This is a genomic window from Micromonospora sp. NRRL B-16802 (assembly GCF_001279555.1).
GTDB lineage: Bacteria > Actinomycetota > Actinomycetes > Mycobacteriales > Micromonosporaceae > Micromonospora > Micromonospora profundi.
The window spans coordinates 29,033-50,162 of sequence record NZ_LGEB01000132.1; the positions used below are offsets into that span (position 1 = coordinate 29,033).

General features: G+C 70.9%; 21 protein-coding genes. 8 read left to right on the top strand and 13 right to left on the bottom strand.

Annotated elements, in window-relative coordinates:
• The gene (gene def, locus ADK66_RS29345; RefSeq protein ID WP_053661073.1) at window positions 1-510 is read left to right on the top strand and encodes a peptide deformylase; all 510 of its coding nucleotides are present in this window, start codon (window positions 1-3) and stop codon (window positions 508-510) included.
• A gap of 4 nt (window positions 511-514) precedes the next feature.
• On the opposite strand, the gene ADK66_RS29350 is transcribed toward def, so the two are convergent.
• Window positions 515-1,300: a GNAT family N-acetyltransferase gene (locus tag ADK66_RS29350; protein WP_053661075.1), complete on the bottom strand. Its 786-nt coding sequence runs from the start codon at window positions 1,298-1,300 to the stop codon at window positions 515-517.
• Window positions 1,285-2,058, bottom strand: coding sequence for a TSUP family transporter (locus ADK66_RS29355; protein ID WP_304438239.1), 774 nt, complete (start codon window positions 2,056-2,058; stop codon window positions 1,285-1,287). Before ADK66_RS29355 ends, ADK66_RS29350 begins: the two co-directional genes overlap by 16 nt.
• Window positions 2,059-2,241: 183 nt before the next feature.
• Here ADK66_RS29355 and ADK66_RS29360 point away from each other — a divergent pair, with 183 nt between their 5' ends.
• The 3 genes from ADK66_RS29360 (at window position 2,242) to ADK66_RS29370 (ending at window position 5,958) form a co-directional block, all read left to right on the top strand.
• Window positions 2,242-3,021, top strand: a complete 780-nt coding sequence (locus ADK66_RS29360; RefSeq protein ID WP_053661077.1) for an endonuclease/exonuclease/phosphatase family protein — start codon at window positions 2,242-2,244, stop codon at window positions 3,019-3,021.
• 112 nt (window positions 3,022-3,133) lie between these two features.
• A complete protein-coding gene (locus ADK66_RS29365) occupies window positions 3,134-5,233 on the top strand; it encodes a M14 family zinc carboxypeptidase (RefSeq protein ID WP_053661079.1) in 2,100 nt (699 codons plus the stop codon).
• Between the two features lie 83 nt (window positions 5,234-5,316).
• The gene (locus ADK66_RS29370) at window positions 5,317-5,958 is read left to right on the top strand and encodes a fasciclin domain-containing protein (protein ID WP_167943876.1); all 642 of its coding nucleotides are present in this window, start codon (window positions 5,317-5,319) and stop codon (window positions 5,956-5,958) included.
• On the opposite strand, the gene ADK66_RS29375 is transcribed toward ADK66_RS29370, so the two are convergent.
• Complete coding sequence (locus ADK66_RS29375) at window positions 5,959-6,975, bottom strand: tyrosine-type recombinase/integrase (RefSeq protein ID WP_053661083.1); 1,017 nt, start codon at window positions 6,973-6,975, stop codon at window positions 5,959-5,961.
• Between the two features lie 86 nt (window positions 6,976-7,061).
• On the opposite strand from ADK66_RS29375, the gene ADK66_RS32055 reads away from it, so the two are divergent.
• Window positions 7,062-7,796: a hypothetical protein gene (locus ADK66_RS32055; RefSeq protein WP_231640250.1), complete on the top strand. Its 735-nt coding sequence runs from the start codon at window positions 7,062-7,064 to the stop codon at window positions 7,794-7,796.
• Window positions 7,797-7,824: 28 nt separating this feature from the next.
• Here ADK66_RS32055 and ADK66_RS29385 read toward each other — a convergent pair whose 3' ends face one another.
• On the bottom strand, window positions 7,825-8,025 hold the full coding sequence (locus ADK66_RS29385; RefSeq protein ID WP_053661085.1) for a hypothetical protein: 201 nt from the start codon (window positions 8,023-8,025) through the stop codon (window positions 7,825-7,827).
• Window positions 8,026-8,356: 331 nt separating this feature from the next.
• On the opposite strand from ADK66_RS29385, the gene ADK66_RS29390 reads away from it, so the two are divergent.
• From ADK66_RS29390 to ADK66_RS29400, 3 genes are all read left to right on the top strand, one after another.
• On the top strand, window positions 8,357-10,783 hold the full coding sequence (locus ADK66_RS29390; protein ID WP_231640255.1) for a PKD domain-containing protein: 2,427 nt from the start codon (window positions 8,357-8,359) through the stop codon (window positions 10,781-10,783).
• A gap of 35 nt (window positions 10,784-10,818) precedes the next feature.
• Entirely contained in the window at window positions 10,819-11,328 is a 510-nt protein-coding gene (locus ADK66_RS29395; protein ID WP_053661089.1) for a hypothetical protein, read from the top strand.
• 71 nt (window positions 11,329-11,399) lie between these two features.
• Window positions 11,400-12,152 carry a FadR/GntR family transcriptional regulator gene (locus ADK66_RS29400; protein ID WP_082377740.1) on the top strand — a complete coding sequence of 251 codons (753 nt, stop codon included), beginning with the start codon at window positions 11,400-11,402 and terminating at the stop codon, window positions 12,150-12,152.
• A gap of 7 nt (window positions 12,153-12,159) precedes the next feature.
• On the opposite strand, the gene ADK66_RS29405 is transcribed toward ADK66_RS29400, so the two are convergent.
• The 9 genes from ADK66_RS29405 to ADK66_RS29445 all read right to left on the bottom strand — a co-directional run bounded on the left by ADK66_RS29405 (window position 12,160) and on the right by ADK66_RS29445 (window position 21,123).
• A complete protein-coding gene (locus ADK66_RS29405) occupies window positions 12,160-13,371 on the bottom strand; it encodes an LLM class flavin-dependent oxidoreductase (RefSeq protein ID WP_053661093.1) in 1,212 nt (403 codons plus the stop codon).
• The gene (locus ADK66_RS29410; RefSeq protein WP_053661096.1) at window positions 13,368-14,114 is read right to left on the bottom strand and encodes an alpha/beta fold hydrolase; all 747 of its coding nucleotides are present in this window, start codon (window positions 14,112-14,114) and stop codon (window positions 13,368-13,370) included. The genes ADK66_RS29405 and ADK66_RS29410 overlap by 4 nt, the downstream gene beginning before the upstream one ends.
• Window positions 14,111-14,956 (bottom strand): alpha/beta fold hydrolase, encoded by an 846-nt coding sequence (locus ADK66_RS29415; RefSeq protein WP_053661098.1) that lies wholly within the window; start codon window positions 14,954-14,956, stop codon window positions 14,111-14,113. The genes ADK66_RS29410 and ADK66_RS29415 overlap by 4 nt, the downstream gene beginning before the upstream one ends.
• 29 nt (window positions 14,957-14,985) lie before the next feature.
• Window positions 14,986-15,501, bottom strand: a complete 516-nt coding sequence (locus tag ADK66_RS29420; RefSeq protein WP_053661100.1) for a flavin reductase family protein — start codon at window positions 15,499-15,501, stop codon at window positions 14,986-14,988.
• Window positions 15,482-16,348, bottom strand: a complete 867-nt coding sequence (locus ADK66_RS29425; RefSeq protein WP_053661102.1) for an FAD:protein FMN transferase — start codon at window positions 16,346-16,348, stop codon at window positions 15,482-15,484. Before ADK66_RS29425 ends, ADK66_RS29420 begins: the two co-directional genes overlap by 20 nt.
• 129 nt (window positions 16,349-16,477) lie before the next feature.
• Window positions 16,478-17,353 carry a CoA ester lyase gene (locus tag ADK66_RS29430; RefSeq protein WP_082377741.1) on the bottom strand — a complete coding sequence of 292 codons (876 nt, stop codon included), beginning with the start codon at window positions 17,351-17,353 and terminating at the stop codon, window positions 16,478-16,480.
• Complete coding sequence (locus tag ADK66_RS29435) at window positions 17,350-18,816, bottom strand: dihydroorotase family protein (RefSeq protein WP_053661104.1); 1,467 nt, start codon at window positions 18,814-18,816, stop codon at window positions 17,350-17,352. Before ADK66_RS29435 ends, ADK66_RS29430 begins: the two co-directional genes overlap by 4 nt.
• Window positions 18,817-18,857: 41 nt before the next feature.
• Window positions 18,858-20,276: an MmgE/PrpD family protein gene (locus ADK66_RS29440; protein WP_053661106.1), complete on the bottom strand. Its 1,419-nt coding sequence runs from the start codon at window positions 20,274-20,276 to the stop codon at window positions 18,858-18,860.
• A complete protein-coding gene (locus ADK66_RS29445; protein ID WP_053661108.1) occupies window positions 20,269-21,123 on the bottom strand; it encodes a cyclase family protein in 855 nt (284 codons plus the stop codon). The genes ADK66_RS29440 and ADK66_RS29445 overlap by 8 nt, the downstream gene beginning before the upstream one ends.
• Window positions 21,124-21,130 lie beyond the last annotated feature (7 nt).

The following is a 21,130-nucleotide window of genomic DNA, read 5'->3' on the forward strand; positions in this document are numbered from 1 at the left end:
ATGACCATGCGGCCCATCCGGATCATCGGCGACCCCGTCCTGCGCACCGAATGCGAACCGGTGACCAGCTTCGACGCCGAGCTGCGCGCCCTCGTGGCCGACCTGATGGACACGCTGCTCGGCGCACCCGGCCGCGCCGGCGTCGCCGCACCCCAGATCGGCGTCAGCGCCCAGGTGTTCGTCTACGACGCCGACGGGCACCGCGGCCACCTCATCAACCCCACACTGGAACTGTCCGACGAGCTCCAGGACGACGAGGAGGGCTGCCTGTCCATCCCCGGGCTGTACTTCCCGACCCGACGCGCCCTGCACGCCACCGCCCACGGCGTCGACCAGCACGGCGAACCACTCACCATCGAAGGCAGCGGCTTCCTCGCCCGCGCCCTGCAACACGAGACCGACCACCTGCGCGGCACCCTCTACGTCGACACCCTGCGCGGCGACATCCGCCGCCGTGCCCTGCGGGAAATCCGCGCCGGCCGGTTCGACTCGCCCAGCCGCCCCCGCTGACCGGCTACCGGGCCGTCAACACACACTCGTCGTAGTCGGCCACCCGGGTGAACCCCACCCGCTCGTACAGCCGCACCGCCGTCGTGTTGTCGGCCTTCACGTTCAACGTGACGTGCTCGACGCTCTCCCGCAGCCGGACACACAGCGCCGCCACCACCGCCGCGCCCAACCCCCGACCCCGCCACCGCGGATGCGTCGTCACGTTGCCCAACGCCGCCACCCGGTAGGCCCGCGAGAACACGTGCACCCCCGCCACCGCCACCAGCTCACCGCCGTCGCGCACCCCCAGGTACTGCCCGGTGTCCAGCATCCGCGCGTCGAACCAGTTACCCGGGTACGCCCGCGCGTACAGCTCGCGCAACTGCGGCAGATCCGCCGCACCCAACTGCGCACCGGCCGGCGTCACCGCCGCCAGCCGCGCCGGATCAGTCAGCGCCATCCGATGATGCCGACCAACCGAGCCCACCCGGAACGACCCGTCCAGCGCCCCGGTGAGACCGGGGGACAGGTGCGCGTACAGCCGGGCCGGCAACACCGGCGCCGCCTCGGTCAACAACGCCGCCAGCTCCGCGCGCCCGGCCGGCGCCGCGAACGCCACAAGCGTCGGCGGATCCACACCGTGATACAGCAGGATCACCTGCTCGCCCCGACGAAACCACGACGTGTACGGCCAGAAGAAATCGTCCAGATCACCCAACTGGTACGCGTGCAACACCGGATCCCGCCCCAGCAGCCGCGCCAGAACCGCCCGGTCGTGCTCGGCCACCACCGGCATCAGCGGGCCATCCACTGGTCGTAGCCCAACTTCGCCACCAGCGCCAACACCACCACCAGCAGGACCACCCGCACGAACCCCGAGCCGCGCCGCAACGCCATCCGCGCACCCACCACCGCCCCGGCGATGTTGCACACCGCCATCGCCGCGCCCAACAGCCACCACACGTGCCCGGTCACCCCGAACACCACGAGCGCACCCAGGTTCGTACCCGCGTTGACCACCTTCGCCATCGCCGACCCGTGCACGAAGTCCGCGCCCACCACCATCGTGAACGCCAACACCAGGAACGTGCCCGTACCCGGCCCGATCAACCCGTCGTACAGGGCGATGCCCACCCCGGCCACCGCGATCACCACCGCCACCCGTACCGGAGTGCGCCGCGCCGGCTGCGCCACCACCCCCAGCCGGGGACGCAGCAGCACGAACAACGCCACCGACACCAGCACCACCAACACCACAGGCCGGTACGCCGACGCCGGCACCGCACCCGCCAACGCCGCACCCACACCCGCGCTGAGCACCGCGAACCCCGCCGCCGGCCCCACCACCCGCCAGTCGATCTTCGTGCGCCGCGCGTACGTCGCCGCCGCCGTCGCCGTACCGAAGATCGCCGCCAACTTGTTGGTGCCCAACGCCGTCGCCACCGGCAACCCCGGCGCCGCCACCAGCAACGCCGGCAGCAGCAGCAACCCACCACCGCCGACCACGGCATCGACCCACCCGGCCATCGCGGCAGCGGCCAGCAGCGTACTCAGCGTCACGGCGTCCACGGCCGGCAATTCTCCCCACCCAACGCCCCTGACCGGCGCCTGAGTGGCCAGCCTCACCCCGTCACCGACCCCGCGCCCGCCGCAACCACACCCCCAACGCGCCGATCGCCACGAACACCAGCACCGAACACAGCAGCAGCTTCACCACCGGGCAACCATGCCACGGGGACGTAGGGTGCAGGGGTGCGCCTGGCCACCTTCAACCTGCTGCACGGACGGTCCCTCACCGACGGGCTCGTCGACCCCGACCGCCTCGCCGACGCCGTCCACGCCCTCGACGCCGACGTCCTCGCCCTACAGGAAGTCGACCGCGACCAGAGCCGCAGCGGCCACCTCGACCTCACCGCCATCGCCGCCCGCGCCCTCGACGCCCCCCACCACCGCTTCGCCGCCGCCGTCGTCGGCACCCCCGGCGAACAGTTCCGGCCACTGCGCCACGACGACGACGGACACGGCGAACCCTGCTACGGCATCGGCCTGATCAGCCGCCACCCCGTCCGCAGCTGGCACGTCACCCGCCTCAAACCCGCACCCGTACGATCCCCGGTCTACGTCCCCGGCCCCGGCGGTGGCCTCATCCTGCTGCACGACGAACCCCGCGTCGTCCTCGCCGCCGTCCTGGACACCCCCCACGGCCCACTCACCGTCGCCGCCACCCACCTGTCCTTCGTCCCCGGCTGGAACGCCCACCAACTCCGCCGCACCATCAAGGCGCTACGCGCCCTGCCCGGCCCCCGCGTCCTGCTCGGCGACCTCAACCTGCCCGCCGGCCCGGCCCGCCTCATCACCGGCTGGCGCCCCCTGGGCCGCCGCCCCACCTACCCCTCCGGGCAGCCCCGCGTGCAACTCGACCACATCCTCGCCGACCGGCACGCCCTCGCCGAACTCCCACCGGTACGCGCCGTCACCGCCCCGCTGTCCACCATCTCCGACCACCGCCCCCTGCTGGTCGACCTCGGCTGAAAGCGGGCACTTCCGCCCCGCGAGCCGCAAGATTCGCTCAAGATCATTGCATCGACGTACTCCGACAACCATGCTGAGCGGGTCGCGCCACGATCAACTAGTCGGAGGCCACATGAGACGCAAGCGACCCACCCTCATTGCCATATCCACAGTCATCGCACTCACGCTGACCATCTCACCCACCCCCGCCAACGCCCAGAGCGCCGCGCAACCCAACCAGGTCGCCGACCTCACCGTCCGCCAGAGCGACGGGTACGCCACCCTCGCCTGGCAGCACGTCGACGGCGCCACCGACTACCAGATCGAACGCACAGCTGTCGACGCCAACGGCAACCCCACCGGCGCACCGACAATCGTGGGCATCTGGCGACCCAACCGCCAGGTCAACCAGCAATCACCCACCTTCGCCGACGCCGGATTCAACCCCGGCGACCGGTTCCAGTGGCGGGTACGCGCCCGCGCCGGCACCACCGAACAGCCCTACTCCGAGCCGGTCGTCGCCACGACCACCGCGCCCTGGGGCAACCCCGACACCCCCGGCGAGCAGCTGCGCACCCAGTGGGAGACCACCCGCGGCGCGCAGTACACAAACGACGTCAACGAGTACGCCTACACCGAGGCCATCGACGCCCTCAGTGACCGCGTCCGCGTCGTCGAGCTCGGCCGCACCCTGCAGAACCGGCCCATCAACATGATGGTCTTCGGCAACCCGCCGGCGGCCACCCCGGAGGCCGTCGCCGCCACCGCACCCGTCGCCATCAACTGCAACGTGCACGGCAACGAGCCCGGTGACCGCGAAGCCTGCCTCATCATGGCCCGGCAACTCGCCTTCAGCACCGACCCGCGGATCATCGACCTGCTCAGCCGCACCAACGTCCTGATCGTCCCCACCATCAACGGCGACGGTCGGGCCAACAACACCCGCGGCAACGCCGCCGGCCAGGACCTCAACCGCGACTACTCGCTGATCCGCCAGCCCGAGACCACCGCGTACATCAAGATGGTCCGCGACTACCGGCCCGTCGCCGGCTACGACGGCCACGAGTACGGCAACGCCCGCGCCGGTGACCTGCCGATGCTGCCGCCGCGGCACCAGAACGTGCCCCAGTCCATCTTCGACCAGTCCCAGGACATGATCGAAGGCCACATGTACACAAAGGGCGCCGAAGACGGCTGGTGGGCCTGCCCCTACGGCTGCGAAGGCGGCAGCACCGTCGGCAACAGCGAGGAAACCATCCTGCGCAACACCCTCGGCCTGAAGAACGTCGCCAACTCCCTGCTGGAGCTGCGCAGCTCCGGCGGACAGACCCGACCCGACGAGGGCAACACCGCAAACAACCGGCGCCGCAAGACCTACTCCGCGCTGTGGACGTTCCACCAGTTCCTCGACTACCACCGCGCCAACAAGGCGGAGATCCTCGCCTCCCGCGCCGAGGGCATCGAGGGCCAGGCCGCCAACAACGGCCGCCTCGTCTTCCGCGGATCCCGACCGATCCCGGCCTACCCTGCCCCGCACCCGGGCGACAGCCCGCCGGGGCTCGACGCTCCCCGCGCCGACCTCATCCTCGACGACGCGCCGTGCGCCTACCGGCTCACCGAAGCGCAGTACAACGGCACCCGCACCGACGGCCCCAGCGGCGTCGGCGCCACCGTCGCACAGCGCATCGCCGCACACGGCTGGAAGGTCATCAAGACCGCCGACGGCTACTACGTGCCCCTCAACCAGCCCGAACGCGGCCTGATCCCGCTGCTGCTGGACACCAAGGGCGTGGAGAAGCTCGTCGACGGCGAGCGCATCTACCCGAACCTCACCGGCCGGCGCAACGGGCCGCTGACCATCTCCGGCTTCACCTGCGCCGACGACGCCACCATCAACGGCCCGGTCACCATCCGGGCCGGCGCGGCACTCGTCGCGACCGGAACCACAATCAGCGGTCCGGTCACCGCCAACGGCGCCGCCGGTGTCCTGCTCGCCGACGGCACCGTCAACGGCCCGGTCCAGATCGCCAACACGACCAACGCCGTCTCCCTGATCGACGTCTCGGTCTCCGGCCCGGTCAACATCACCGGCACCGGCGCCGACGTGCCACTGCTGGCCGGCAACACCATCCGCGGCCCGCTCAACTGCACCGCGAACAGCACCGCCCCGACCAACCTCGGGGTCAGCAACACCGTCCACGGCCCGCGCAACGCCCAGTGCGCGGCACTGTGACACCCAGCTAGCCGTACCGGCGGCGCGGGCATCCAGCCCGCGCCGCCGGCACACCCATCGACCCGACACCCATGGAGTACGCCGTGTCGCAACCCGCCACCTCGAACGGCACCCGACCGCGGCGCTACCGCCTGCTCGCGCCCGCCCTGCTGCTCGCCCTCACCGCGTGCAGCAGCACCTCCGCCGATCCTCGCCCGGTCGCGGTAGCCGAGATCACCGGCCCGCTCTGCGCCGCCCTGCCCACCGGCGACGACCCCGGCAACCCGACATTCCTCGCCGGTCAGCCCGTCGACGAGGCGCTGCGCTGGATGCCCACCCTCACCACATTCGAGGCGGCCCTGCGCGCCAGCGGCGTACTCACCGAACTGCCCAAGGACGGCCTCACCGTCCTCGCGCCGTCCGACGACGCCTTCGCCGCGAAGTTCTCCGAGGACAACTGGGACGACCTCATGGTCCGACACACCGACCAGCTGCGCCCCCTGCTCAAGGCACACCTCGTCGCGGGTACCCACTCGATCGACGACCTGCTGAAGGCCGGCACCGCCACCACCCTCGACGGCACCACCATCACCGTCACCGGCACCGCCCCCACCGTGCGCCTCGCCGACCGCGCCGACACCGTCTGCGCCGACTACCGGGCCACAAACACCCGCATCCACATCATCAACGCGGTCCTCGGCACCCTGCCCACCACCGCCAACGACTCCGACCACAAGGCCCACTGATCACGGCGCCGCCGGCTCCTCCCGGCCGGCCGGCAGGAGCGCCGCCAGAGCACGGTTCGTCCGGTTGGCCCGCACCGCGTCGCGCTGCTGCCCGGCAGTCACCTCGATGTACGTCTGCGACGACGCCAACGACGCGTGCCCCAACAACCGCATGATCTCCGCAGCGCTCGCCCCGTCCTCGGCCAACCGCGTCGCGAACGTGTGCCGCAGCGCGTGCAACCGCGCACCCCGCGGCACCCGGTCACCGATGCCCGCCCGCCGGTAACACGACTCCACCAGATACTGCAGCCCACCACGGCGCAACGGCTCACCGCGCCGGTCCACGAGCAACGCCGAGTCGGGGCGTACCGACCGGGACCCGAAACGCCGCGCCCGACTGTCCAGGTAGTCCACCAGCACCCGGTCCAGATCCGCCTCGATCGGCACCACACGGGGCCGCCCGCCCTTTCCGGCCACCTCGATCCGCCGTTCGCCGGGCCGGCCACCCAACGAGTCGACACGCAGCGCGAGTAGCTCCGACAGGCGCAGCCCGGCGCAGAGCGCCACCGCCAACACCGCGACGTCCCGCTCCGGCCACGGGTCGCGCTGCCTGCCCTCGTCACGGGCTGCGGAGGCCAGCAGCACCTCGGGGGTGTCCGCGCCACGCAACGGCTTGGGCTGGGGGAGTAGCGCCCGGGGACGCCCGACCGCCGGCATCGGATTGCCCGCCACGACACCGTCGGCGACCAGGAACGTGAAGAAGCTGTTCCAGGTGGACCAGGCCCGGTGCACCGACGCGGCGGCCCGGGGCGCGGCGAACCGGGCGAAGGCCGCCCGCATCACCCGGGGGGAGAGGTCGGTGATCGACAACGCGTCGAGGGGGAGGGGAGTGGTGGTGTCCTCGGCGACCAGGGCGGCCACCGCGTGCAGGTCCCGCCGGTACGCCGCCAGGGTGTGGGGGGAGGGCTTGCGGGTGGCGCGGGCGGTCAGGAACTCCTCGATCAGAACCATGAGCGATTCGTCCTGTTTGTCATGCATAAGGGATATTATGCATGATTTTCGCGTTGCTCGGAAGGGCGGAGAAGGGGAGTGGCGAGCGGGCTCGGGCACGTATCGTGCGCGACATGACGTCGCCCGTCGCCGCATGTCCCGACTGCGGTCGACTCGGCATGCCGACGGTGTACCGGGAGCCGTACGACCCTGCGGAGTGGGTCTGCGCCGAGGGGCACCGGTGGCGGGCTGTTGACTGGCCCGGGTGGGCGCCGTGGGCAACGCCGGCCGCTGTCAGCGGAGACCGCGCGTCGACCCCGGATCTCGTGGACGTCATCAGGGACGGGCGGAGGTGGCGGATCGGCACTGCCAGCGACGTCGCCTGGATCGCGGGCCGCACCTCGTCCGGCGGCCGGTCCGTCACCACGGCGATTCCTGCGGTGTTCGAGGCGTACGCCACCTTCCATCCGCCCGACGACGTCAGCTTCGACGCCCACGAACGTGCCGTCGTCGACGAGTTGACGGCACGCACCCCGGATCAGCCCTGGTGGCTGGGCTACCTGGACACCGGCGCCCACGACATCGTCTTCCCGGACGCCGCGAAGGTGTCGCTCTACTGGGGCTGGTCGTACGTGCTGGTCGAGGCGGGACCCGAGCAGGCGCTCACCTGGCGGACCGGGCACATGCGCGGCGACGGACGGTTGCCCGACCTGTTCTTTCCGGCGGATCGCTCCTGGCTCGTCTCCGCCCTGTGGGACGACACCTGGACCGATGTCGGTGGCAGCGCCGCGCTGCTCGCGGGCCTGCGGCGCAACCCGTTGGTCACGGCGCGGCTCGTCCAACCTGACGAGGCCCTGACCCGCCAGTGACCCCTTCCGAGGGGACCGCGAAATCACGCTACTTTACATAATGTACATTATCGAATCTCAGCGTGAGGCGGGTCAGGGCCTTTTCCGCGATGCGCCGGCCCAGGCCGCTCGGCTGGTCGGAGCCGGTGAGCGCGACGACCGGGATGGCGCTGTCCAGTAGTTCCCGGCGGACGCGTTCGGTCTGCTGGACGAAGCGTTCGTCCGGGCCGGGCGATGGGTCGCTCGTCATCCCCGGCTCCTCCTCGGTGTGGTGCGGCTGTCCCCCCTGCGGCTGGTCATCATGGTGCCAGAGCCGGTGATCAGGTGATGGTGGACGCATCTGATCATGCGAGTGCGTCTCGGACGTTAATGCATATCCATGTAGCTCACTTTCTGCGTAGCATCCGTTACGAACCCGCCGGAGGCATCGGTGCCCCCGCGGGTGGCACGGGGGTGCCTCTACCCCGCCGCAGTTCCTACCGGAACCCACGCACCGCGGCGGTCCTATGGTCCGGCGACGGCTGCGTGACGGCTGTCAGGAGAACGTGTTGGCATTCAGCGGGTGGCATCGCCTGGTGGCGATGTTGGCGATCAGCACACTGGGGGTGGGACTGCTCGTGGCGCCAGCCTCGGCAGAGCCCACCTCGACGACGTACGGGCCGGACAACCCGGTCCGCCTGGAATCCTTCTACGAGCCCACCCCCGACGGGCGGGCGGCGGCCGACCTGTCGGCACCTACCTCACGCGCCCCGCTCGCCTCCAGCTCCGTCCGCAGGCCACCGGCCTCACCGGACGCCGACGGACGAGCCTCGGAGTGCATGGACCAACCCGGCGTCGGGAGCGTGGAGGGGCGTACCCACAACCGGTTCCTATGGTGCCAGTCCATCTTCGTGGGCAGCAGGGTCTACAGCATCGACCGCAAGGTGTACGTCGGCCAGGCGGTCTTCGCCATGAACGCCGTGGCGTACGGCCGGGACGACGGCAACCGCACGGTGGAGGTCTTCTTCCGGTCCGTGCCCGGCAGTCTGCGTTATCTGGAGGGTGACCGGGGCGAGTTGGCCAACGCCATCATGATGGTGTTCGCCGACTGCAAGCAGTGGCTCACCGGCTGCTCGGCGGGTGGACCGTCGGCCGCGAAGAGGTTCGCCGACTGGAACGTCGACGGATCCTGGCATTCCTGGACGATCGCCTCGTCCGAGTTCCAGGGCGTGGGGCCGGACAAGGTCAACCGGCACGACTGGGCGCTGACCATCGACGCGTACGCGCCTGGCACGCCGGACGCCGGTGGGGAGGCGCTGCCGTCGCACCGGATCCGTTGTGACACCGCGCAGGTCGGGTTCTCCACGCGGCCGAAGGCCTGCATCATGGACGACGTCATCCCCCACCTGCAGTACTCGTTGCAGAGCGCGAACTACGCCCAGGTTTCGGCGCACGTTCACTGTGCGATGACTCCGGGCTGTCAGACCTGGCCGGGGCCGCGTACGGACCGGGTGATTCCCGGCCGGTACACGGGTAGCCGCGACGATCCGGGCCTGCATCGGATCACCGAGGATTTCCCTGTCGACGCGTCGGACAACAGGACGTTCTACTCGAAGAACTCCTCGGCCAAGAATGCTGCGTGCGCGACGCTGCCGGCGTACATCCTGGACCGGACGACCCAGCAGTGCGACGAGTTCCCCTTCGCCTCGACCATCGAGGGGGCGGGTAAGGGTGACGGCAACTTCTCCGTCCTCGGGGTGACGAGCCGGCACAACAGTTGCGCCGGTAACGCCCTGGCCAGGTACTACCGGCAGGACCGCATCCTGGTCTGGCAGCCGGGGTTGCCGAACGAGGCCCTCGACACGTACTACGTGGAGATCACCGACGTGCCGACGAGCAGCACCGACGAGTGCCTGCCGCCGCAGGACGACCCGGCCGAGCCGAACTCGCCGCCGACGGCGAACGCGGGGCCGGACACCACAGGCGACGAGGGTTTCACGATCGTGCTGGGTGGCTCGGTCAGCGACCCCGACGGCGGGCCGCCGACGGCGCAGTGGACGTACGCGCTGGGCCCGGACGCGGATCCCGGCATGTCCTGCACGTTCCACGACTCGCGTAGCGCCAACACCACTATGCGGTGCAACGACGATGGAGCGGTCACTGTCACGTTGACGGCGTTCGACGGGGTGAACGCGGCGGTCAGCGACAGCGCCCTGGTCACCGTACGCAATGTCGACCCGAGGCTGCGGCGGCTCGGCGAGCTGGCGCCACCGAGGGTGGCCGCGGCGGAGGATGTCGAGTACGGCATCACCTCGCCGCAGCCGTGGCAGGTGTTCCGGGTAGGCGATGCGGTGCCGTTCAAGGCCCGTTTCCTCGATCCGGGTGACAACGACACCCACTCCTGCGCGATCGAGTGGGACGACGGGCAGACCAGCACCTTCGACTCGTACGCGGACCGGTGCGAGGCGACGCACACCTTCACCCACCCGGGGATGTACACCATCAAGCCGACGATCACCGACGACGACGGTGGTGCGTCGCCCGCGGCGAGCGTCATGGTGATCGTGTACGACCCGAACGCCGGGTTCGTCACCCAGGGTGGCTGGCTGAACTCCCCTGCCGGCGCGCTGGTCGACGAGCCTGCAGTGCAGGGGCGGTTGATGGTGGAGTTCAACCCGAAGTACCTGCCTCGGGAGCCGGGGCCTGCGCCCGGTGGCGGCAAGGTGGCCGCAGCGCTGCGGGGTACCGGGTTCGACCTGGCCTCCACCACTCTCGAATGGCTTGTGGTCACGCCTGATCAGAAGGCCGCTGTGAAGGGCACCGGCACGATCGGCGGGGCGGCCGGGTACGGCTTCGTGGCCTACGGCGTCGACACGCCGGACGCGGTGCGGCTTGTGGTGTGGCCGCTGTCGGCGGGGCACTATCCGCAGCAGACACTGGTGTATGACAACCGGCCTGGGAAGAGTTACGACCTGGATCTGAGCGATCCGCAGCCGCTGGGTGGTGGATCGGTGCAGGTGCACGACTAGCGCCACCGACGCCCGTACCGTGATCGGGGGGTTCGATGACCGTTGCCTTCGACGGCCTGCTGAGTGTGTCCTACAGCCAGGCGTACGTGGTCAGCGACGACGATCCGCCCGATCCGGTACGGGCGTTCGCCGGCCAGCTCAACGGCCTGTGCGGCGCCCGCGTCCCCGGTGCGCTGTTCCTGGTGACCGGCCGGCACACCGGTAAGGTCGCTTTCCGGGTCGAGGTGGTGGACGGGCCGCCACCTGTCGACCCGGGGTGGGAGGAGGTCGTCGAGGTCTCCTTCACGGCCCTCTCCGGCGATGTGCATCTGATGGATTGGCACCAGGGGATGTATCCGCTGCCGTTGCGCGAGTCAGTCAGCTACCGGGTGCGTTACTGCGCCAGGGGTATGGACGCGGGCAAGACGTACCTCGGTGAGCTTGAAACCGTCGTGGACCACTACCTGTTGGTCTTCTGGCCGGCGCCGGTGGAGGCGGACCGGGTCGTGCGGCGGACCAGCCGGATCGCGGCGTACTGGCACGACGAGGGTTTCCTCGTGGGTTGAGCTGCGGCTCCCCCGTCACGTGGCGGCGAAGGAGTCGTGGCGGCAAGATCGTGGGCCCGTAGGATCGGGGCATGTCTGAGGCCCAGCCTGCCCCGCGGTTCCGCCAGCGCGCGGCGAAGATGGGTGAGCTGGTGGCCCGGCAGATCCTCGAGGACATCGTCGAGCAGGGGTTGTCGGCCGGGGCGGGGCTGCCCACCGAGGCGCAGATGATGCAGGCGTACGGGGTCAGTCGCGGGACGCTGCGGGAGGCGCTGCGGATCCTGGAGATCAACGGGCTGGTGCGGGTACGCCCGGGTCGTGGTGGCGGGCCGATCGTGGGGGCTGTCGATCCGCACACGTTCGGTCGGACGATGGCGTTGTTCATGCAGATGGGCCGGACCCGGTTCGGTGAGCTGGTCGAGGCGCGCGTGATCATGGAGCCGTTGATGGCTCGGTTGGCGGCCGAGCGGCGCGATGCGGCGCACCTGCGGGAGTTGGCCGAGTCGATGCGGGAGCACGCCACGTTGGAGGAGCGTGACGAGGCCAGCTATTTGGCGGTCATGCAGCGTTTCCACGGTGTGGTGGCGGGGTTGTCGGGCAACGGGGTGCTGGATCTGTTCGGTAGGGCGTTGAAGGAGATCTACACCGAGCGGGTGGTGGCTGCCGAGCGTCGTCCGGAGCGGTGGGAGGACGTGCGGCGGGAGCACCAGGCGGTCGCGGCGGCGATCGCCGACGGGGACGCGGCGCGGGCGGAGACGTTGATGCGGGCGCACATGGTCGCCCTTGCCGATCACCTCGAACGTGACTACGCGGGTCTGCACGACGAGGTGATCGGCTGGTGGTGACCGCCGGTCAGGACAGTGCGCTGGAGAGGACCGCCTGCACGGGTGTGGTGTCCTTGTCGACGCGCCAGGTGGTGTCCTTGTCGTGCCAGTCGGCGCCGAGGGCGGTGACGGCGGGCATGACGTCCTTGGCGAACAGGGTGAGGTGGTCGCGTACCTCGTTGCTTGTCATGTCGCCGGCGTGGTTCATGAGGATGAGGTGTCCGGCGCCGGTCTGTTCGTAGAGGCGGTGGATCTGGGCGGTGACCTGGTCGGGGGTGCCGATGAGGAGGATGCCGGCGTCGATGAGGTCTTCGTAGCTCATGCGGCGTACGGCGCCGAGGCGGCCCTGGAGGGCGGCCACGGCGGATGCTGGCGGGAAGTAGCCGGGTGGGCTGGCGGCGCCGAGTCGGAGTTTGCCGGGCTTGAGGTAGTACATGAGTTTGCGGCCGATTTCGCGGGCCTTGGCTTCGGTGGGTGCGACGTGGCACAGGGCCATGTAGGCGAAGCGGTCCGGGCCGGGTTCGGGAAGGCCTGCGGCGACGGCGGTGCGGCGGTAGAGCCGGAACGAGGTCGCGGTGTCGTCGTAGGTGCCGAGCAGGTTGCACAGGGTGTAGCCGTGTCGGGCGGTCCATTCGACGAGTCGGGTCGAGGTGCCGCTGATCCAGATCGGTGGGTGTGGCTGCTGGTACGGGCGGGGCCAGACGCTGACGTACCGGTAGTGGTAGTGGCGGCCCTCCCAGGAGAAGACGTCGCCGCTGGTCCACGCTTTTTTGATCAGGTCGTGGGCTTCGATGAACATGTCGAGGTTGTGCACGGGGTTCTGGTTCGACGGGAACGTTTCGCCCTGGACGCCGCGGACGAAGCCGCAGTCGATGCGGCCGCCGCTGACCGAGTCGAGGTAGGCGATCTCCTCGGCGACGCGGATGGGGCTTTCGCGGTGTGGCAGTGGGGTGCCCAGGATGAGGACCCGGCCGCGTCGGGTGCGGTGCAGGACGGAGGCGGCGCTGAGGGTGGCCGAGACCTGCAGGGTGGACGCGGACTGGTGGTGTTCGTTGACCATGAGGTCGAAGCCGAGTTCGTCGGCGAGTTCGTACTCGTCGAGGTAGCGCTGGTAGAGCTCGTGGCCGAGGACGGGGTCGTAGTAGCGGTTGGGCATGAAGTACTTGAGGCCGCGGTTTGCCTCTTCGGCCTCGGGTGCGATGTACGGGTAGGGCATTTCGGTGAAGTGGTAGAGCTTCACTGGGCCTCTCCGATCAGGAAGGACCGGACCTCCCGGTGGAATGCGTGGGGGCGTTCCAGGTAGGGGTAGTGCCCGGCGTGCGGCAGCTCGACGAAGCGGGCCGAGGGCAGCAGGTCGGCCAGTGCGGCGCTGTGTCGTGGGGGTACGAGCCGGTCGTGGGTGCCGGCGATCACGAGGGTGGGCATGGTGATCAGGTGCAGCCATCGGCGTAGTCGTGGGTCGTGCAGGAAGGGTTTCCAGGCGTACCGGGACAGGGCGGCGCGGTCGGCGAAGGCCCGTTCGTAGTCGTCGTCGGTGAGGCCGGGTGGGTAGCCGGGCATGCGCAGGTCGTGGCAGGCGGTGGGTTCGGCCCAGCCGAGTTCGACGATTTCGGTCGGGTCGAGCAGGAGGATGTCGGCGAAGTCGGGTTCGGTGGGTCCGGACAGTTTCACCCCGTACGGGCTGACGAGGGTGAGTGTGGTGAACAGGTGTGGGGCGCGTACGGCCATCTCCAGGGCGATCCAGCCGCCGAAGCCGGCGCCGGCCAGGTGCAGGGGGCCGTGTGGTGGGTCGGTGACGGGGTCGGACAGGTAGTGCTGGGCGAGGTCGGCGACGCTGTCCCAGTCCTGTGCGGTGTCGTCAAGTGGTGTGCCGAAGCCGGGGTGTCGGGGTACGGCGACGTGCAGGTCGTCGGCGAGCAGGCCGAGGGCGCCGATTGTTCCGGGGAGGACGTCGGCGTCGTGGAGGAACAGCAGGGTGCTCATGGTGTGGTCCTCCCCCGGCTGAAGAAGGTGTGCAGGAGGGTGGCGACGGCCTCGGGTTGGTCGAGGTTGGGTGCGTGGCGGGCGTCCATGCGGCGCACGTGTACGTGGGGGGTGAGGTTTTCCAGGTGGCGGCCCCAGTCGGGTTCGAGGAGGTCGTCGCGGGTGGCCTCGACCACGAGGATGGGGACTGTGGTGTCGCGCAGGGGTGCTGGCCAGGTGTCGGGGCCGGGTTTGGGCAGGGTGGGGTGTTGCAGGCGGGGGGCCATGCAGGCCTGGACGTGGCCGGGTTTGCGGGTGTTGGCGTAGCGCACCTTGACGGTGTCGTCGAAGCCTGGGTATTCGTCGGTCATGAGGGCGACGAGGCGGCGTACGTCGTCTTCGGTGCCGTCGAAGCGGCCGAGTTCGGTGGTGCCCTTTGTGGAGCGCCAGGGGCCGCCGGTGCCGCAGATGCTGACCGCTGACAGGGCGGGCAGCGCGGGTGTGGGTGTGGCGAGTGCGCGTAGCAGGAGGGATCCGCCGAAGGACTGGCCGGCGAAGTGGGCGGCGTCGACGTCGAGGGCGGCGCAGAACGCGGCGAGGTGTGCGGTGCGGAAGGAGTACGGCGAGCGGTCGAGGTAGACGACCTTGTCGGTGTCGCCGTAGCCGAGCAGGTCGGGTGCGAGGACCCGGTAGTGCTGGGCGAGCAGCGGCATGACCCGGGACCAGCTGCCGATGGCGTCGCCGCCGAATGCTCCGTCGTGGACGAGGACGACTGTGCCTTCGGGTTGTCCGGGTGGTGTGGATTCCCAGTAGCGGGTGGTGAAGCCGCCGGCGTTGATGGTGTGGGTGCGTGGTGGGGTCATGGTTCTGCCTCGCGGTGGGTGGGCTGCGGTCAAGGGCTGTGGGGGTGGAAGGTGCCGTAGCGGCCGTTGTGGTGCAGCAGGGGTTCGGCGTCGGTCTGGGCGCGGGCGTGCAGTACCTCGCCGCAGAGGACCCAGTGGTCTCCGCCCTGGTGGATGGCGGTGGTGCGGCATTCGAGGACGGCGGTGGTGCCGGTGGCGAGGGTGGGCACCGGTGTGCGGCCGGTGACGATGGCGGCGGCGAGGTCGTCGAGGTCGCGGCCTCGGCTGGCGAACGCTCGTGCCCAGGCGGCGCGGTCGGCGGCGAGGTAGTTGATGCTGAACCGGCCGGCCCGTTCGGCCAGCGGCGCGACGCCGGTCTTGGTGTCGACGGCGACCATGGCCATTGGTGGTTCGCCGGACAGGGATGTGGCCGAGGTGCAGGTGACGCCGGTGATGCCGCCAGGTCCGCCGGGTATGAGGAGGATCGCCACGGGCGCGGGTACGCGGCGGAAGGCGGCCCGGAACCGTGCGGGTTCGACGAGGCGGTCAGGGTTTGTGGGGTTCATGTGCCGCTCCCCTGTCGGTGCGGGTCAGCCAGAGGTGGTGGACGTCGGTGCGGGTGGTGAGGTGTGCGGCTGTGGGGCTGCCGCCGATCACGACGGCTGAGGCGACCCAGTCGGCGCAGGCGCCGGTGCGGGCCAGGACTGTGCTCTGGGTGATGTCGGAGGTGGCGGGTCGGCCGGTGCGCGGGTCGATGAGGTGGTGGCCGTTGGTGCCCCAGCGGCGTTTGCCGATGCCGCTGGTGGCGACGCCGCCGTCGCGAACTCGCAGGACGTGGCCGTTGGGCAGGTTGACGGGCCAGCCGTCGCCGTCAGGGCCGGGGCCGCGGCAGGTGACGTCTCCCCCGACGCTGGCGGCGGAGTTGGGGCCGAGCCAGGTGACGATGTCGTCGGCCCACCGGCCCTTGGCGAGCGCGCCGACGTCGATGCCGTATCCGGGTGCGAGGCGGGCGGTGTCGCGGCGTAGTTCGAGCAGTTCGGCCAGGGGTGGCACGGGGGTGGGTGTCGTGGGTGGCGCGGTCGGTGGTGTGCCGGTGGTCCAGGAGCGGACGTAGCCGGCGGCGAGGAGCCGGGGCAGCATCGCGGCGTTCACCAGGTTGGCGCTGGCGGCGGCGACGGCCAGGGCGTGGCGGAGCATGGCGTGCAGGTCCGCGGAGACGGGGTGCCAGCGGCCGGCGGCGGCGTTCAGGTGGGACAGTTCGCTGTCGGGGCGGAATCGTGAGTAACGCTTGTCGAGGGCGTGGAGTCGTCGCTGGACCTCGGCGAACGGTGTGGCCGGTGTGCCGTGGCTGGCGAGGGTCACGTCGCAGGTGAACACCGAGCAGGTGTAGCGCTGTGTGGGCGCGGTGGTCATGCGGGTGCTCCCTTCATCACCAGTTTTAACATGCTAAACATGATGATGTTTCGGGAGCAAGGGGCTGTCCAGGTGGTTCCCCGCCCGACCCGTCGTCGTTGACGGGCCGGGCGGTTCACCGTCGGCGGGCTACCGGCCCGCCGAGTCCCGGTCCAGCACCTCCCGGGCGCTGCGGGCGACCGCGGCGTCGATCAGCCGGCCGTCGGCGGTGACCGCCACTCCGGAGCCGCTGAGTTCGGCGGACGCCAGTCGGTCGACGATGTCGCGGGCCGCGTCGATCTCGGCAGTCGTCGGCGAGAACACCGCGTTCACGACGGGCACCTGCGCGGGATGGATCGCCGTGCGGCCTCGGTATCCCTGACGCAGCAACAGGCGGCTTGTCGCCTCGAGCCGGTCCGGGTCGCGCAGGGCCGTCTCGGTCGGGCCGACCGGCGGGGCCAGGCCGACCGCCGCGCAGGCCAGGACGATGCGCGAGCGGTGCGGCCACAGCTCCTCCCGGTCCGGGCCGGGTTGCAGGCGCAGCTCCGCCGCGAGGTCCGCCTCGCCCAGGCCGAGACGCTCGACGCGGGGTGCGGCGGCCACGGCCTCGGCGTGCAGCACGCCGCTGGCCGTCTCCAGCAGCGCGAACACGGCTGTCGACCCGTGCGGGACGCCACTGTCGCGTTCGGCGTCGCCGAGCAGCCGGTGCACCTCGGCCAGCAGGTCGACGTCGGCCTTCGGCACGACCACACCGGTCAGTCGTGGGCCGACCACCGCGGCGATGTCGGCGGCCGGCGTGTCCGCGTTGAGGCGTACCCACCACTGCACGGTGGCGGGGGCGTCGGCGAGGAACGCGCCGACGCTGGCCCTGGCGGTGGCCTTGTTCGCAGGTGCGACAGCGTCCTCCAGGTCGAGGATGCAGGCGTCGGCGCCCCGGGCCGCCGAGCGGGCCATCTTGTCCGGCTGGTCCCCCGGCACGTACAGGTAGCTGCGGGCGGTGGGCAGGGGCGCCCCGATGGCCGTCACGGGCGGGTGGGACGGGACAGGTACCGGCCGCGCGGCTGCCCGACCAGGGCGCCGTCGCGCAGGATCTGCTCGCCGCGCAGGAACGTGTCGGTGACGCGAGCGGTCAGTTCCATCCCCTCGAACGGCGTGTACTCCTGCGTCGACAGCGAGTCGTCGGCGCGGACCGTCCAGGTGTGGTTCTCATCCAGCAGGCAGAAGTCGGCGTCCAGCCCTTCGGCGATGGCGCCCTTGGTGGCCAGGCCGTAGCGGCGCGCTGGCGCCCAGGAGGTCAACTCGGCGACGCGGGCGTACGACAGGCCGCGCTTGGAGCCCTCGCTGACCAGGCCGGGCAGCAGGTACTCGGCGCCGCCGAAGCCGGACTTGGCCACGAAGATGTCGTCGGCCGGCTCGCCGAACTTGGTTTCGGCGCGGCAGCAGGCGTGGTCGCTGACGACCCAGTCGAGGTGGCCGTCGAGCAGGTAGCCCCACAGCGCCTCCACGTCCTCGCGGGGACGCAGCGGCGGGTTGACCTTGCCGCCGAGGCCGTAGGCGGTGTCGATGTCGGCAAGCAGGTGGCCGATCGTCACCTCGCGGCGGAAGTCGACGTGCGGGAACGCCTTGGCCATGCGCAGCGCCGCGTCGACGGCCTTCGCCGAGGTCAGGTGCAGCAGGTTGATGGTGGGCAGGCCGGTCTCGTGGGCGAGGTAGGAGGCGATGCTGATCGCGAGGCCCTCGGAGTGCGGCGGCCGGGAGGCGCTGTAGGCGGCGAGCCCGGTGAGGGCGCCCTCCTCCTCGACGAGGCGGGTGTACGCCCGCATGATCTCGGCGGTCTCGCAGTGCAGCGACAGCGAGATCTCGTCGGCCAGGTCGGGGAACTGCTCGCGGGCGGCCTGCACGCCGCGCATGACGAACTCGAAGTGCGCGTAGTCGTAGCGGGCGTCCGGCGGGATCATGAGGAAGGAGCTCTGGTCGGTGGAACGGCCGTGCAGGCCGTGGCCGCCGTAGAACATGAACACCTTGAACGAGGTGACGCCGTGGTCGCGGATCAGCTCGGGGATCTCGTCGATGTGCTCGCTGGTCATGGGCGCGACGTGGAACGCGTAGTCGACGTAGGACTTGTGGTCGGTGGCGTTGCGCACCTCGGGGAAGAACTCGCGGTACGGTCCGCCCCGGTTGAGGTAGTACTGCCCGGTGCGGATGTAGTTGATGGCGGAGGTGACGCCGCCCTGCGCGCAGGCGCGGCTCTCCGTGGCGGTGTCCTCGGCCAGCGGGTGGTAGATGCCCCAGTGCTGGTGGGCGTCGACGACGCCGGGGAAGGCGAGCTTGCCGCCGCCGTCGACGACGGCCTTCGCGCCGGTCGGGTCGATCTTCGGGGCGAGGCGGGCCACGCGGCCGTCGCGGACGGCGATGTCCAGCGCCGCCGGTTCGGGCTGGTCGTGCCGCACCACTCTGACGTTTTTCACTACGAGGTCGAAAGGTTCCACTGTGTGCTCCTGTGTTGGCGGACAGCGAGTCGGTGCCGGCGTCAGTCGGCCTGTAGGCGGGTCAGTGGGAGCAGCAGGTCACCGACGTCGATGACGTCGGCGAGGCCGAGTACCGCGGCGACGACCTGGTCGGCGGTGTCGGAGTCGACACGTCCGGCGACGTTGTCCCGGAACTTCAACGCCAGTTCCGCGTCGGACAGGGGTCGCTGCGGGCCGCCGCGGTTGGTCAGCACCTCCTCGCGCCAGGTCTGCCCGTCGTCGGTGCGTACCGTCACGATGGCCGGGAACTGGTGCGGGAAGATCGTGTTGCACTCGTCGTCGGGGACGACGTCGACGCGGGCCATCAGTGCCCGGCGCTGCGGGTCACGGGCCAGGTCGTCGGTGAAGTCGCCAAGGCCGAGCCCCAGTCCCCCGCCGCCGAGCAGGCCGGCGACGACGGCGTACGGGCCGCTGAACTGCGCCTGGTAGCCGGTGTCCGGTGCGCGTTTGGTGGTGATCGGCTCGCCGATGGTGCGGATCACCGCCGCGGGTACCCGCAGTTCGATGTGGGTGATCCGGTCCACGGGCACGCCCGCGGCGCGCAGGGCCAGGCCGGCGTCGATGGCCGCGTGGGTGAAGTGGTTGGCGGGGTACGGCTTGAAGAAGATGTCCGGCACCGCCCACCGCTGGCCGAGGCCGTCGGTGATCTGGTCGTGGTCGGCTTCGCCGCGCAGGAAGGCGGTGAAGAAGCCGAAGCGGCCCTCCAGGACGGTGGGTGGCCCGGTGAAGCCGCGTCGGACCAGGTCGGCGGCGGTGACGGCGCTGTGGGCGGCCCAGCCGCAGTGCAGCCGCTTGACAGTGCCGCCGGTCCGGTTGGCCTCGATCACCCCGGAGGCCATGGAGGCGGTGACACCGAGGACGTCCAGTAGGCCGTCCTCGTCCAGGCCCAGGAGCATGCCGGCGGCCACGGCGCCGCCCATCGCGCCGCAGATGGAGGTGGCGTGCTGGCCGTGCTCGAAGAACACCGAGTTCTTCAGCGCCGGGTCGTAGCCGGCCATGCCCAGCCGTACCGTCGTCTCGATGCCGACGGCCACGGCGTTGGTGAGGGCCGCGCCGTCGGCGCCGGCGGCCTGGGCGGCGGCCAGGGCCGCCGGGACGACGGCGGCGCTGGGGTGCAGCACCGAGGGCAGGTGGGTGTCGTCGTAGTCCAGCGAGTGCGCCAGGACGCCGTTGCCGAACGCGGCCTGCGCCGCGGGCACCGCGTCGGGTAGCCCGACGACGTGGGCCTGGGCGCGTCCGCCCTGGTCGGCGACGAACTCCAGGGCGGCGCGGCTGGTGGGCAGCCGGTGCGCGCCCACGCACAGGCCGAGGATGTCCAGGACCCGTTGGCGCACGCTGGCGGCGACGCGCTCGGGCACTGGCTCGTCGCCGGTGCGGGCGGCGAACGCGGCGAGTTGCCGGGCCAGGGTCTGCTCAGACACGGGCGACCACGGCCAGAGGGCGCACGGGTGAGCCGGTGGCGCCGAAGATGGCCAGCGGCGACAGGACGAAGAGGAACTCGTGGACGTTGTCGGCGGCCAGCTCCTCCAGCGCCATCGTCTCGATGATGTAGACGCCACGTTCGACGAGCAGCACGCGGTGGGCGGGCAGGACGCTGTGCCCCGCGCCCGGTGGCAGGCACTCGAAGGCGATGGTGTCGGCCCCGACGGCGTGGACGCCCTGGTCGGCAAGCCAGGTGGCGCCGGCCTCGCCGACTCCGGGTACGCCTGTGGTGTGCCCGATGTAGCGGGTGCGGTCCTCGTGGTCGAACAGCCTGCCCCAGCCGCTGCGGACCAGCGCCACGTCGCCGGGGCGCAGCGGGGTGCCCTGCCGGTCGGCGGCTGCCGACAGGTCGGCGGGGGTGATCTCGTATCCGGGCTCGCAGCCGTCGGGCAGGCCCAGGGCGGCGGGGACGTCGAGCAGCACGCCGCGGCGCACGATCGGGGCGATGGTGTGCGCGCCCAGGTCGGGGTAGCGGCCGCCGCGGCCGGCGTCGGCGGCGTCGGAGCCGTCGAGCAGCCGGCCGTCCTGCGAGACGTGGGAGAACGCGTCGATGTGGGTGCCGACGTGGGTGCCCATGGTGATGATGTCGTTGGCGGCGGAGCCGCCGTCGGGGCGTACCGCGTCGCCGTGCCGGCGGGGCAGGGCGTGCCAGAACGGCGGGTGGTTCGGCGACTGGGGCATGCCGATGGTGAGGCGGCGGCCCAGGTCGTACACCCGGACCCCCGCCTCGACGGCGGCCAGGAGCGCGGCCGTGCCGGCGTCGCTGGTGATGTTCGTTGTGGTCACGACAATC